Source organism: Pseudobdellovibrionaceae bacterium, from assembly GCA_019637875.1.
GTDB lineage: Bacteria > Bdellovibrionota > Bdellovibrionia > Bdellovibrionales > Bdellovibrionaceae > JAHBUW01.
Map to the genome: position 1 here is coordinate 18,799 of JAHBUW010000009.1, position 14,190 is coordinate 32,988.

The following is a 14,190-nucleotide window of genomic DNA, read 5'->3' on the forward strand; positions in this document are numbered from 1 at the left end:
CTAATCGACGCGCATCCAAAGGCGGTCCGTGCGCACCGAGGGCGGCCACTTCGCTTTCGAGCCCGCCCAGTCCAGGGACAGCCAGATCAAAAACACGCGGCCCTCGATCCGCTCGAGCGGGACCGAGCCCCAGTACCTGGAGTCATCGCTCGAATCACGGTTGTCGCCGAGAAGGAAAACCTGTCCCTGGGGCACCAAAATCGGCCCGAAATCCTGGCGGACCGCGTTCCGCTTGAGCAGAACCTCGCGGGCTCCCTCCGTGGCCATCTCACGGTAAACGTCGAGACCGTCAAAACCGGGAAGGTCGCGGATCAGTGACGCGTCCCCGGGCTCGTACTTCATTTGCACGCCGTTCACTTCGAGCCGACCCGCTTTGATCTGCACCAGATCACCCGGCAGCCCGATGACGCGCTTCACATAGTTCACGCGTGGTTGATCCGGAAAGGTGAAAACGACCACTTGGCCACGGCGGGGGGCCTCGATGCCCACTTTGATTTGCGTCAGCGGAATTTTCAGGCCGTAAGGAAGTTTGTAACTGAAAATGAAGTCACCCGGCTTGAGCACCGGCGCCATCGTGCTGGTCGGGACACGGTAGCCCGAAACGACGAACGTGCGCACGACCAGCGCGAGCAGCACGGCGATCAAAATGCTTTCGACGTAGTCCTGCCAACGGCGCAGGCCTGGAGAGTTCTTCTTCACACGTTGTTTAGTCTACGCGCTCATGAATGGATGTCAAAAGGCGGGTCCAGCGAATCGTTTCTGGATCGCAAACGAAAGGCGCCGTCGCCAGCGTGTCCCGGCACGCGAGCCAAATGAAAGATGCACGTCCCAGGACATTGTCGCGGGGAACGAAGCCCCACACGCGCGAGTCCGCCGATTCGTCGCGGTTATCCCCCATGACAAAAAGGGAGTCGGGCGGCACCTCGAAGTCCTCGGCGGGATTCTGGATCATGTCTTCGTCCGCTTGAAAGCGCACCCAGTGGTCATTCTCGGTGAAGTATTCGTAATCGTGATCGGCGCCTTCTTCCGGCGACCGAATATCATCCGGCAAAGAGGACAGATCCGCTTTCGCCCGGCGCGCGACTTCTTTTTCGTTGATGAAAAGACGGCGACCGTCGACGCGAATGCGATCTCCGGGAAGTCCGATGACCCGCTTCACGTAAAAGACTTCGGGATTTTCCGGATAGTGAAAAACGATGACGTCGCCACGGGCGGGCGCGCGCCAAGTGACCATCCACTGCCGCGAGAACGGAACCCGAATTCCGTAAGAGAGCTTATTCACGAAAACGTGATCGTGGATCAGCAAGGTCGGAATCATCGACCCCGAAGGGATCACGTAGGGTTCGATCAACAGCCAACGACTGATGGCGATCAGAAAGATCGGCAGGAAGAAAGAAAACAGGGCCCGGGGCCATGTCGTTTTCAGGCTGGTCCCGGTCGGCGCGGACATGCGCGACTCAATTCACGCCGTGGAAGAAACGGGTCCAGCGCAAGGTCAGCGGGTTACACAGGATGTTCACGACCGGCAGGGTCTCTTCGCACGAGAGCCAGACGATGCTCGCCCGCCCCAGGATCAGGTCACGGTGGAGCATGCCCCACACGCGGCTATCCGAGGAGTTGTTGCGGTTGTCGCCCATCATGAAGAAATGCTCGGCCGGCACGGTCACCGGACCATAGGTATCGAAGTTTTCGCCCTTGCGGACCAGAATGGAGTGCTCTTTGTTTTCGAGCACTTCCGTGAAGTGCACGTAGTTTTCCAGAACGTCCTGGCGTCCGCCGTCGGTACCGAGGTCTTCGTCACGCATCCACTGCAGATCGTCGTTCGACACCGGGGGCTTGCGCTCCATGGGTTTGTCGTTGATCCACAAGACGCCGTTTTCATAGAAGATCTTATCGCCCGGAAGACCCACGATCCGCTTGATGTAGAAGATGTCGGTGTCGTTCGGATATTTGAAGACGATGACTTCGCCGCGCTGGGGTTCGTTGAAGCGGGTCATCCACTTCGAGCTGAACGGAACGCGCAGACCGTAGGTGAACTTGTTCACGAAGATGTGATCGTGGATCAAAAGCGAAGGCAGCATTGAACCCGAGGGGATCACGTAGGCTTCGAAGAAACCCCAACGGATGAACAGGGCCAGCAGAACCGCCAGCGCGATCGAGCCCCAGCCTTCTTTCCAGAAATACGCGCTCCGGATATTCCAGGTGTCCGCGTTTTTAGAGGTGTCGGTCTGAGTCTCGGTCGGTTTTTCAGCCACTTAATCTTCGACTTTCAGAATGGCCAAGAAGGCTTCTTGCGGGACATCGACCGTGCCGATCTGCTTCATCCGCTTCTTTCCCTCTTTTTGGCGTTCAAGAAGTTTACGCTTCCGAGAAATATCTCCCCCGTAACACTTTGCGGTCACGTCTTTACGCAAAGCTCCGAGAGTCTCGCGCGCGATGATCTTCGCGCCGATCGCCGCCTGAATCGCGACTTGGTACTGCTGCCGAGGAATGAGTTCTTTCATCTTTTCCGTGAGCTTGCGACCCTTCGTCACCGCCTTCGAACGGTGGACGATCAACGAAAGCGCGTCGATGGCCTCGCCGTTGATCAAGACGTCCATTTTCGCGAGGTCGGACTCTTCGAAGTCCATGAATTCGTATTCCATCGAGGCGTAGCCTTTGGAAATCGACTTCAAGCGATCGTAGAAATCCATGACGATCTCGTTCATCGGCAGTTTGTACTCGATCATGACTTTCTTTTCGGTCACGTAATCGAGCTTCAACTGCACCCCACGCTTGTCCTCGCACATCTTGAGGATCGCGCCGATGTATTCGGTCGGCGTGTGGACCGTCATCTTCACGTAGGGCTCTTCCATCTTAAGGATTTTCGGCTCGGGCGGAAGCTGCGACGGATTGTCGAGAGTCATGTGCGTGCCGTCGGTCAAATGGACTTGGTAAACCACCGTCGGCGCCGTCGTGATGAGGTTCAAGTTGAACTCACGCTCCAGACGCTCCTGAACGATCTCCATGTGCAAAAGCCCCAAGAAACCGCAGCGGTAGCCGAAGCCCAGGGCTTGGGATTTCTCGACTTCGAAAGTCAAAGACGAGTCGTTCAAGCAAAGTTTGTCGAGAGCGTCGCGCAGGCTTTCGTATTCGCTGGCCACCACGGGGAACAGCCCCGCGAAGACCATGGGCTTCACGCGCTGGAAGCCGGGCAAAGGCGCGGCCGCCGGCTTCTTCGAGTCGGTGACCGTATCCCCGACTTTCACGTCACGGATGTCCTTGATCCCGCAGATGATGAAGCAGACTTCGCCGGCTTCGGCGCCTTCGATCATTTGTGGGAAAGGAGCATACTTACCGATGCGCAAGATCTCGTAGTCACGATCGGTCGCCATGAACTTGATCTTGTCGCCCTTCTTGAGACGACCTTCGACCATACGGACCAAGACGACGACGCCCTGATAAGCATCGAACCAGGAATCGAAGATCAGTCCGCGCATCGGCGCGTTCGGATCGCCCTTCGGCGGCGGTACGCGTTTCACGACGGATTCGAGAATATCGCGAATGCCGACTTTCTCTTTCGCCGACGCCTTGATGATGTTCGTGCAGTCCAGGCCGATCGTTTCTTCGATCTGCTTCGTGACCCCTTCGGGGTCCGCGGCGGGCAGGTCGATCTTGTTCAGGACGGGAATGATCTCGAGATCGTTCTCGATCGCGAGGTAAACGTTCGCGAGGGTTTGCGCCTCGACGCCTTGACCGGCGTCGACGACCAGGATCGCGCCCTCGCAGGCGGCCAATGAGCGCGAGACTTCGTAACTGAAGTCCACGTGCCCGGGAGTATCGATCAGATTGATCTGGTAGGTTTCCCCGTCGTCGGCTTTGTAGTTCAACGAGACGGTCTGCGCCTTGATCGTGATGCCACGCTCGCGCTCCAGCTCCATATTGTCGAGGAACTGGTCTTTCTTTTCACGATCGGAAAGCGCGCCCGTTTCACCCATCAGGGCATCGGCGAGCGTCGACTTCCCGTGGTCGATATGGGCGATAATGGAGAAATTCCGGATTTTACTCTGATCCATGAGGTCCCCTGGCGATTACGCCAGGGTCTTTGCCGCGTCTTTGAGTTGATCGACTTTATTCAGCTTCTCCCAAGCGAACTCGGGACGACCGAAGTGACCGTAAGCCGCGGTCGGCGAGTAGATCGGCTTCAGCAGATCGTAGTCGCGCAAAATCGCGCCGGGCTTCAAATTCCAAGTCGCGCGAACGGCTTTTTCCAGTTTTTCGCTACCGACTTTCGAAGTGCCGAAATCGTTGACGTAGATTGAAACGGGATCCGCGACGCCAATCGCGTACGCCAGCTGAACCATACACTTTTCCGCCAGGCCCGCGGCCACGACGTTCTTCGCGACGTGACGAGCGGCATAGGCTGCCGAACGGTCCACCTTCGAAGGATCTTTGCCCGAGAACGCGCCGCCACCGTGAGCGCCGTGCCCACCGTAGGTGTCGACGATGATCTTACGGCCGGTCAAACCGGCGTCACCCATCGGCCCACCGGTCACGAAACGACCCGTCGGGTTGATGAAGTACTTGGTTTTCGCGTCCAACCAGTTCGTGGGGAGCGATTTTTTGACCAGCTCTTCCATGATGAATTCTTTGATCTGGCCTTGCGATACGTCTTCCGCATGCTGGGTCGACAGAACGACCGCGTCGATCCGCTTCGCTTTGCCATCCACGTACTCGATCGTGACTTGAGACTTCGCGTCGGGGCGCAGCCAATTCACCTTGTTCGCTTTGCGCAGGCTCGCGAGGTCGCGCACCAGTTTGTGCGAAAGCGCGATCGAAGCCGGCATCAGCTCTTCAGTTTCGTTCACGGCGTAACCGAACATGATCCCTTGGTCGCCCGCGCCCTGCTCTTCCGAAAGGGTCTGCTTCACGCCCATGGCGATGTCGGGGCTTTGCGCGCCGAGCGCGACCATGACCGCACATGTGTTGTAGTCGAAACCTTTGTCCGAATGATCGTAGCCGATTTTTTTGACGGTCTCGCGGACGATCTGCGCGACATTGATGTGGGCTTTGGTGGTCACTTCGCCGCCAACGACGACAAGTCCCGTGGTCAACATCGTTTCACAAGCCACGCGACCCGTCGGATCTTGCGCGAGAATCGCGTCCAGAACCGCATCGCTGATTTGATCGGCCATTTTATCCGGATGGCCCTCGGAAACGGACTCACTGGTGAACAGAAAATTCGACATGAAGACTCCTCAGTATGAATCCCGTCAGAGCTATCCCATGTCCCCCCTGAATGCAAGAAGGCAGGGTCCTTGGCCCTGCCTTCGAAAGATGCAGTAAAAACGAGTTTGGAATGCGGCGAGTCGCCCCTTAGGCGCTCTTCCGGAAGGACGTCGGATCGTATTCGAGCATATCGTTGACGTTCTCCAGCTGTCCGGCACGTGAGCGCATCGGGCTCTTGTGGGTTTGCAGTTGATCTTTGCGGCGCTGAAACTGCTTTTCGAGCTTCTGCGCGGCTTGATCGACGGCGACGTAAAAGTCGGCCGCGGTCGCGGTGGCCTTGAAGTGACCCCAGGGTCCCGAAACATTGACCTCGACGTTGTAATCGTAACGGCCCATCGAAAAGGCGACATTCCACCGGCTGTCTTTCAGCAGCAGGCGACCCACACGTTCAAATTGCTCTTGCGAGTACGCGTTGAGCGAAGTGGATACGTCGACATGGCGATAGGTGAAGTTGAACTTCATGCAAGCTCCTTGGTTACTTCTATTATCGGTCTTTTCGGAGCCTGGATAAAGGGCCGGAAGCGAACTCCCGTGATTTTTCACTCTTCGGTCAACCACTGAGCGCTGCAAGGCGAGACGGAAGAGAAGTCCGTATTGGGACGGAAGGCGCTATTGGGAATGATCTCTTCGGTGCCGTCGGGTTTCGTCCAAAAGAGCTTCAAATAGGACTGCCCCACCAACGCCGAATACTCGATCACGATCGGATAGTGATAACCCTTCGTCAGTTCGTAACCGATCGAATGCGCCTCGCGGATGGCGTTCTCGCCCTTCATCAAAAAGATGGGTTCGGATTCGATCGAAATCTTCAAAGGATCCATCCCCTGAACCCGGAAAACGTAAACCCCGTCCGTCGGCGGAATCAGAAAGCCCGTGTAACGAACCGAGAAATTGTCAGTCGAAACCCCCGCCACCGGAGCCGAAGCCCCCCAGTTGAAATTGATGTAAGGCTCGATCTTTTCGACCCGGACGTCACGGAAATCGGTGCCTTCCGCGTACCGTGCGAAGAGCCCCCGGGAGGGATCCAGCGTGGGCGCCGTTCCGCCATCCGAAATCGGCGCGTAACCGTACATGATCCGCACCGAGTTGATGTCTCCCAGAGACAACCCCAGACGCTGCCCGATCGTGATTCCCGCGGGGACGGCCACTTTCGGCGTGATGGTGTCGGACACGAAGTCCGAGGCGAACGCATTCCGGGTGTAGTGCATGATCGAGCCAAAGTCGTAGAAGTTGTAGTTCTGGTACCCGTCCACGATCTCGAAGTTCAGCTTATACGCCGGCGCGATGTTCGAGTAGTTGATGGTGACGTAGTTGTTTCGGTCCAAGCGATTCTGCTCGTGATCGAGGCCCACGATGTGGCCGATTTCGTGCGCGACGTTCCCCGCGCCGCAGTCCGGCCCCACGTTCACGGGGTGAATGCCGTCTCCGGCCAGGAAACCCACCGGCGCCGAGCAGCCGCTGTTCACTTTCGTGAAGCGCAGATAGTCCGACTGAGTCGTCCGCGGAATCAGGGAAATGACACCGCTCAAATTTTGATTCCAATGCGTGATGGCGTCCGTCACCCGTTGCTTATCCGGCAGCGTGGGATCGATCTCGTAAGGAATGACCCCGTCCTTCCAGCGACCCGAGGCCGGCACTCCGACCCCTTGCGATCCCGGAAGCGGTTGGGACGGCAAAATGCCGCCCTTCACTTTCAGCAGGCGGTCCCCGTCGACCAGAATCCAATCGTCTTCTTGCGGAATGTAATGGACTTTGCTTTGGCCGATATAGCCCACACGGTAGTCGTCTTGCCGGTATCCCGACAAATGCGTCTCGTCTTGGCGACACATCGATTGCAGATCGAGGTCATCGTCATTCGAGAATTGAAAATTACGAGAGCAGGCGTTCCCGAATCCCATAAGGACGACGATCGAGACCAGCCACACCCCTAGAACCTTGCGACTCATGTCTAGTTAGTATCGGCGAATTCGAGACGGAAATCATGGAAGCTCCGTCGAAAAATGTCTCGCGTTTCAAGGTGATGCGAACGTCTTAACCAAACCTTCGAAGTGGTGAAAAAAGATCAAGACCTGGCCCAAACTGCCGATCTATTATTCAGCAAGAGGAGAACTCCGTGCAGTTGAACCACCGTGTCTCGAAATTAGACCGCCGAACTCAACGCGGATACGTGTTGGTGGAGGCCTTGCTCGTCACCGTGGGTATCGGATTTCTCGCCGTGGCCTCGATCAGCTTGCAAGATACGTTGACCCGCAACCAAGCGAAGGTTTCGATCCACTCGCAGCTTTCGGAAATGCGCCGGATGGTCATGGAGAACCTCAACAATCCCGGCGTCTGGGAACAGATCGTTCAAAATCCCGAAAACGGAATTAAACAATGTCTGTCGGACTCGGATGAGGTCTGCGACTACCGTCCGCCGAAAGCGATCGGTCTTGAAGTCAGCGCGGCCTCGAAACTTTATATTGATCCGAAGAAACCCGAGATCGGCTTCGGGATGAACCTCGAGGGTTGTGAAACCTTCGAACTGAAAGAAAGTCCCGCCACCGCGTGCCCCTTCCAAGCGAGTCTGCTGTGGCAACCCATCTGTTCGGTCGGGGGGGATTGCAAACAAGTCGAAGTCTCGGTCGATCTGAAGGCCGATCCGCGCTTCGAAAAGCTGTACTCTTTTTCGTCGGAGTCCTACTCGCTGAAAATCAAGAAAAACGTCAGCCTGAAGAGAACCGAAATGGTTCCGGGCAGCCGCACTTTGAGTTTCAAAGCGGACTCGAGCGCGCCGAAAGCGGTCAAAGTCTTTCTGATCGTCGATAACTCGACCTCCATGACCGATAACCGCGAGACGATGGCGAAGGGACTCGAAAGCTTCGTCGAAGGCATGAAGGGTTATGACGTTCAGTACTACGTTTACACCACGGAATCGATCGTCAACGCCATCTGGAATTACTATCCCTACATCGACGAGACCGAACTTTCGCCGACCCGAGTTTGGGACTACGGCCCCGGAATCTGGACGATGCCGGATAACTCGACCAAACCGGGCCGCTTCGATTGGATGACCGTTCCCAGTCAGAAATTCAAACGTTGGGACGGACGGATTCAGCTCGCGCCCGACATGGGTCAACGCTGGAACCTCGATCTTCACCAAGATGCGAACGAAACGAATCTTGCGGGAATCAAAGCGACGCTCACCAAAATCATGAGGGATGTCGAGAATCCGAAGGCCGATCTCGAGGGCGGTCTTTGCACCATGGCGCACATCCTGAACGATACCGGACCGAACAGCCCCCTCAAACCGGGCGATAGCGCGATCTTTCTGACGATGTCCGACGAGGACGACGTCGGTTTCACAAACGACGGCGGTTACAGTACGATCTGTCCGGGAAATATCGGCGTTCGTCCGAATGACGAATCTCTCGTTCACCACGCTCACTGTGATCGGAGTAGGCCCGAGACTTGCGACTCGATGCAAATCTCTTTGCGTAAGCCAGACAAGTACTACAAGACCCTCTACTTCCAGTGGAAGCAGAAGGATTCCGTGTGGGACGCGTGGGCGGACACCTGCGAAAGCTTCGTAAAAGGCGAATGCGGCGAGACCGGAACGGAAATGGCCTGCACACGCGCCGAAGTTCCCTGGGCGGACCCGGACGGCTGGAAGTGGAACAATAAATGTACCGCCAAAGTCCAGCGATCGACTCAGGAAGAGTGGTGGCTCCTGGATCGAAAAGACCTCGATAGCGGAAACGTGAATCCCAACAAAGACTACTGCACGCAGCCTTTCACCTACAAAGGCGTGAACTATACCGACGCGAAAGATTTCGCCGTCCGCTTCGGCAAGATCGACCTCGCGTCCCTGCACGCAACCAAACCGACGTGCTGGCTCAACTTCTACACGCACGAACCCTTCCAGGAAGCGCAATGGGCGATTCTGAACTCGGAGCACGAAACCGGGAACGATCTATGGGACTGGAAAAAGTATCAAAAACCAATGGAGACTCTGTACGCGTCCATCCCCGGGAAACTGCGCGAAACCTTCGGTCAGGATGGATACGGTGTTTACACGGTGGTGCACGACAAGGATCGCGATGCCTCGGCAGGTTGCGTGCTCGCGGAGGACTCGGGTTCTTACGGCAGCAAATACAAAGACGTTCTTCTGGCCACCGACACGCCCGGGAACTTGATCAGCGTCTGCCAAGACAACTACTCGGCGTCGATCGAACACATGCGAACCCAGGCCCAACAGATCGCGCGGGATACGTACGTCCTCGATCCGTTTGATCCGAACACCGAGAGGGTCTATTCGGTGCAGGTCCAGCGCGGCGGCGCACCGCTGATCTTGACCAAAGCCGACTACGGAATCTCGGGCAGCAACGTCCAGTTCAAGGCGGGCTTCATTCAGGGAAGCGACCAGATTACGGTTGTCATCGTTCCGAAATAAGTTTCTCATTGAAGGGATGGGAGCGATGAACGACCGCTACGGACAACATGGATTTTCATTGCTCTCGGTCGTCGTCGCCAGTCTGATCATGACGATCAGCTTTCTATTCATCAGTCAGATCCTTCTGCAAACCCAGACCATCGGCCAACAGCAAGAGCGTTTCGCGCAGTTCAACGATCTGCGCGACGACATGATGGCCCAGCTTTCGAACAAATGCGCCATTGCCAATACCGTGATCGCCCAAGACAACGCCGAAGGAATGCGTTGTCTGTACGAAGGCGATTGCCGCGCCGGCGAACCGCGCGTGCTCAATCTGCGCGATGACCGCAACGAAAGCGTTTACGACGAAAAGTCGACGAAGAATCGCCAATTGAACGGCCAAGGTGCGCCCTGCACCCCCGAGCGCAACGACTGCAGTCACGAGTTTCACATGCAGTACACGTTGAAATGCGCGGACGGTTCGGCCTGTAAACTTCCATTCCTTCTGGTGGAAGGTAAGTTCCAGGAGTTTCCCCAGAAAAAAGACGATCCGAAAGAGGAAGGCGAGGAAGCGCCTCCGACTCACGGAAAGAACTCGGTGAACTACAACCTCTACCGTTTCGAAAAGCAGGTCGTTTACTCGCGCCCGTACAAGAACTGCAAGGAAGTCATGTCACGCGGACTCGCGCAGTCCCCGCCGATCCAAATGGCCTCGGGCATTTACACTCTGGATCCCGATGGGGCCGGTGGCGAGTGTCCCTTCGAGGTCTACTGCGACCTTGCCCCCACCAGTGATGGCGGAGGCTGGGCCCTGGTCGCGAACCAAGGACTCGCTTCGGAAATTCTGACGGAACGAACCCCGCCGCTTCACCAAGGCATGACCGGGCGACTGCCGGAAAAGATCTTCAAAGTGCTTCTCGAAAATTCCGCAAGCCCCGGCCACAACAACGTCCGTCTTAAAATCGACAGTCGCATTTCGCGAAAACACGTCCTGAGCTTCAGCATCCCGAAATCCGCCACCCCCGGCTCCTACGTGACGGCGCAAACTTACTGCCAGTCCGTCGAGCCTCAGGCCGAAAGCACGAGCTTTGAAAAGGGCGGGGTTTATTCCTTCCGCGCCGCCAGCCCGGCGACAACGATCGGTTTTTCGGATCAGAAGTTTCAATGCAATTCGTGTGACCCGACGGTCGTCAATACCGTCTGCAACGAAATGCCGAACGCCGGCTGCTGTTCCGCGACCACTCCGGTGGAAGGCTCCGTATGGATTCGCTAGCGCCCCGCTACCTACGGGATCAGCGCGGCTTCGGCTTCGCCCAACTCATGGTCATCATGCCCATCGTGTTGATCATCATGGGGTCTGCGGCCAGCTACTTTTACGACAAACTGCTGACCAACATTCAAGTGCGCGCGCGCTCAAATTTCGAAATCCATCACCAGAACATGATGACGGACCTCGAGAACCCGATGGTGTGGGACGAAATTCTGCGCGTGAATGAAGCGTTTCATTGCATGGAAGACGAGACCTGCTCGACCGTCGCCAAACGGGACTTCATCGTGGTCGGCGTCGACGGCAAATATCTTTCAGGCCCGACCACGCCCGGCTATCGAATGGATGGCACGCCCTGCAAACCACCTCAAGCCGGTGAAGAAGATCAAGTCTGCCCGATCCGGTGGCGCTTCCAGTGGCGGCCGATGTGCTCACGCGCGGACCAGTGCCCTTCGGATAGCGAGGTCGAATTTTTCGGAGAGCTGGTCGAAGACGCGCTTTTCGAATCAAACCTCAATCTTGATCGCTACAAGATCGTCCTTTACCGTCGGCTGTTCTGAGCCTAAAAGCCCGCGCAAAATACGCGTCCGCGACAGCCACAACACCAAGAGTCCCGAAATCAGACTCATTAGAAATGCCAACGCGTTGGTCTCGTTCGTCATGCCGGTTTTCATCGACGAATAAAGTTTAATCGGCAACGTATCCGAGCCGACCCCGTTCACGAAAAACGAAATCAGAAAGTCGTCGAACGACAGCAAAAAGCAAAGCATGCACGAGGCGCCCAAACTGGGCAAAAGAAGCGGCAAAGTCACACGACGGAAGGTCTGCCAGCCGCCCGCGCCCAGATCCGCCGCGGCCTCGAACAGCGCCGGATCCAAACGTTCCAGTCGGCTGCGCAAGATCCAGAACGCGAAACTGACCGAGAACGTGATGTGCGCGAGGATCAGCGTGTTCAGCCCCAGCCGCAATCCCAGCGCCGAGAACCACAACAGCAGCGTGAGCGCAAAAACGATCTCGGGCATGACCATGGCGGCCGCCATCATCGCGCCCAAGACGCCAGGACGACGGTTCGCGAGCGCGAGCGCCGCCAGCAGACCCAGCAGCGTGCTCCCGACCGCACTCGCCAACCCCAGCCACACGCTGCGCACCAAAGCGTCCATCCAGTAAGGATTCTCGAGCACGCCGACGAAGGCCGCGAAGTCCCAACCGTCAGGCCCGCGAAAGGCGCCCACGGCCATATTCACGAGCGGAAAATTCAAAAGAATCAAAGTCAGAATCAGCAGCGCGAAACAGGCGCGCGGAGCGGCGGGTCTCATGATTCGCGTTCTCCCCAGCGGCGGAAAGCCCCGACGAAAAAGATCATGATCGCGACAAGGACCACCGCCAGTGCGGCGCCAAACGGCCAATCGCGACTTTTCAGGAACTGCTCGGTCACCAGCCCCCCGGCCATCATCGAGCGAGCCCCGCCAAGCAGATCCGGAATGACGAACTCACCCAGCGCCGGCACAAAAACCATCACCGAGCCGGCCGCGACGGGTTTGCGTAGCTGCGGCCAGATCACGCGACGAAGCTGCGTCCATGAGCTCGCACCCAAGTCCTGCGCCGCTTCGATTTGCAGATAGTCGAATTTTTCGAACGCCACGTAGACCGGAAAGAACATGAACATCAGGTAGCTCGAAACCATGCCGTAGAGGACCAGCCCCCACTCGGCCCCCACGGCCGCGATCCAAGTCCCCAAAAACGCGAGGGGTCCATCATACCCGAGCACCCCGCGAATGGCGTAAATGCGGCTGATCAGATTCACCATGAACGGCAACGCGAGCAGGATCAGCCAGGTCAGACGCTGACTCGCGGGGCGGGTCGCGATCGCCCACGCCAGCGGGATGGAAAGAACCAAACACAGAAGCGTCGTCGCCGCCGCAAGCCCCAAACTCTTCGCGAAGATGAGCAGGTAAAGACCGTCGAAGAGTCGCAGGTAATTTTCGTGAGTCAGGGTCCACTCGACCCTGCCGTAAAGCCCCCGGGTCGCGAAGCTCATTGCGACCAGGATGCCCATGGGCGCGACCATGAAGACGCCGAACCAGGCCAGCGGCAACCAGCCCGTCTTGGGGGAACTTTTCATGTGGCGGCCCGGGCCGTGACCGTTTCGGTCGCGGACCAGAAAATGCGGGTGTCGGCCGGATCGAACGCGACTTCGACGCGCTCACCAACTTGGTAACCGGCGCCCCCCGCCTTCACGGGACGGTAAAACGACAGGGCGTCGCCCGCTTCGGTTTCCAGCAGAACTTCGATCCAGCCGCCCCGGAAGGTGCTCTGGCGAACCACGGCCGACAGCGAGTTCATCCCCTCGGCCGCGGAATCGCCGCAAGTCAGGCATTCCGGGCGGATGACCGCGTAGGCCTGCCCCTCGCGGCTGGCGCCAACCGGCATTCCGCGCAGAAGGCGACCGCGATAATCCACTTCGACCTGCTCCGCGCCCTGCGAGGACACCACGCCCAACGGCAAACTGGCAGCCGCTCCGACGAAACGGGCCGAGAACAGGCTTTGCGGCTGCAGATAAAGCGAGAGCGGATCACTGATCTGCTCGAAGCGGCCTTCGCTCATGACCGCCACGCGATCAGACATCGAGAAGGCTTCCTGCTGATCGTGCGTGATGTAAACGAAGGTGATACCCAGATTTTTTTGCAATTGGCGAAGCTCCAACTGCATGGATTCACGCAGCTTTAAGTCCAGCGCGGACAGCGGCTCGTCCAAGAGGATCACCTGGGGACGGCCCGCAATCGCCCGGGCCAGCGCCACGCGCTGGCTTTGCCCGCCGGAAAGCGAGTCGGGTTTACGATTCGCGAATTCGGTCATTTTGACCATCTTCAGCGCGTTTTCCACGCGCTCGCGGATCTCGGTCGGGGGCAGTTTTTGCAAACGCAGGCCGAACGCGACGTTCTCGAACACCGTCAGGTGCGGAAACAGGGCGTGACGCTGGAAAACCATGTGGAAAGGGCGCTCTTGGGGGCTGAGGTCCGTGATGTCACGGCCATTGAACAGCACTTTTCCCGCATCCGGCTTCTCGAGCCCGGCGAGAATACGCAGCAGCGTCGTTTTTCCGCAGCCCGACGGCCCGAGCAGCGAGAAAAACTCTCCAGACTCGATCCGCAGGCTGATGTCGTTCAGCACGGGAGTCGTAGAGTTGACAAAATTTTTCCGAATGGAAACAATCTCGATCATTTCGAAAATGTGTGTGACTGAAGCGAGG

13 protein-coding genes are annotated in these 14,190 nt (G+C 57.5%); 3 read left to right on the forward strand and 10 right to left on the reverse strand.

Features of this window, described 5'->3' with window-relative positions:
* The 7 genes from lepB (KF767_11950) to KF767_11980 all read right to left on the reverse strand — a co-directional run bounded on the left by lepB (KF767_11950) (position 1) and on the right by KF767_11980 (position 7,211).
* Entirely contained in the window at positions 1–678 is a 678-nt protein-coding gene (lepB, locus tag KF767_11950; protein MBX3018595.1) for a signal peptidase I, read from the reverse strand.
* Between the two features lie 28 nt (positions 679–706).
* On the reverse strand, positions 707–1,450 hold the full coding sequence (gene lepB, locus KF767_11955; protein MBX3018596.1) for a signal peptidase I: 744 nt from the start codon (positions 1,448–1,450) through the stop codon (positions 707–709).
* Between the two features lie 7 nt (positions 1,451–1,457).
* Positions 1,458–2,255 (reverse strand): signal peptidase I, encoded by a 798-nt coding sequence (lepB, locus tag KF767_11960; protein ID MBX3018597.1) that lies wholly within the window; start codon positions 2,253–2,255, stop codon positions 1,458–1,460.
* Complete coding sequence (gene lepA, locus KF767_11965) at positions 2,256–4,055, reverse strand: translation elongation factor 4 (GenBank protein ID MBX3018598.1); 1,800 nt, start codon at positions 4,053–4,055, stop codon at positions 2,256–2,258. It abuts the gene before it with no gap.
* A 15-nt stretch (positions 4,056–4,070) separates the two neighbouring features.
* Entirely contained in the window at positions 4,071–5,228 is a 1,158-nt protein-coding gene (gene metK / locus KF767_11970; protein ID MBX3018599.1) for a methionine adenosyltransferase, read from the reverse strand.
* Between the two features lie 127 nt (positions 5,229–5,355).
* Entirely contained in the window at positions 5,356–5,730 is a 375-nt protein-coding gene (gene raiA / locus KF767_11975; GenBank protein ID MBX3018600.1) for a ribosome-associated translation inhibitor RaiA, read from the reverse strand.
* Positions 5,731–5,807: 77 nt separating this feature from the next.
* A complete protein-coding gene (locus KF767_11980; GenBank protein ID MBX3018601.1) occupies positions 5,808–7,211 on the reverse strand; it encodes a hypothetical protein in 1,404 nt (467 codons plus the stop codon).
* A gap of 167 nt (positions 7,212–7,378) precedes the next feature.
* On the opposite strand from KF767_11980, the gene KF767_11985 reads away from it, so the two are divergent.
* From KF767_11985 to KF767_11995, 3 genes are read left to right on the forward strand one after another with little or no spacing between them, the layout of a single operon-like run.
* Positions 7,379–9,694, forward strand: a complete 2,316-nt coding sequence (locus tag KF767_11985) for a hypothetical protein (protein ID MBX3018602.1) — start codon at positions 7,379–7,381, stop codon at positions 9,692–9,694.
* A 25-nt stretch (positions 9,695–9,719) separates the two neighbouring features.
* On the forward strand, positions 9,720–10,946 hold the full coding sequence (locus KF767_11990) for a hypothetical protein (GenBank protein ID MBX3018603.1): 1,227 nt from the start codon (positions 9,720–9,722) through the stop codon (positions 10,944–10,946).
* Positions 10,934–11,500 (forward strand): hypothetical protein, encoded by a 567-nt coding sequence (locus KF767_11995; GenBank protein ID MBX3018604.1) that lies wholly within the window; start codon positions 10,934–10,936, stop codon positions 11,498–11,500. Before KF767_11990 ends, KF767_11995 begins: the two co-directional genes overlap by 13 nt.
* Here the strand turns inward: KF767_11995 and KF767_12000 are convergent.
* Genes KF767_12000 through KF767_12010 form a run of 3 tightly spaced genes read right to left on the reverse strand, consistent with a single transcriptional unit; the run spans position 11,447 to position 14,162 of the window.
* Complete coding sequence (locus KF767_12000) at positions 11,447–12,256, reverse strand: ABC transporter permease (protein ID MBX3018605.1); 810 nt, start codon at positions 12,254–12,256, stop codon at positions 11,447–11,449. The genes KF767_11995 and KF767_12000 overlap by 54 nt on opposite strands.
* Positions 12,253–13,062, reverse strand: a complete 810-nt coding sequence (locus KF767_12005) for an ABC transporter permease (protein ID MBX3018606.1) — start codon at positions 13,060–13,062, stop codon at positions 12,253–12,255. The genes KF767_12000 and KF767_12005 overlap by 4 nt, the downstream gene beginning before the upstream one ends.
* Complete coding sequence (locus KF767_12010) at positions 13,059–14,162, reverse strand: ABC transporter ATP-binding protein (GenBank protein ID MBX3018607.1); 1,104 nt, start codon at positions 14,160–14,162, stop codon at positions 13,059–13,061. The genes KF767_12005 and KF767_12010 overlap by 4 nt, the downstream gene beginning before the upstream one ends.
* Positions 14,163–14,190: the final 28 nt, after the last annotated feature.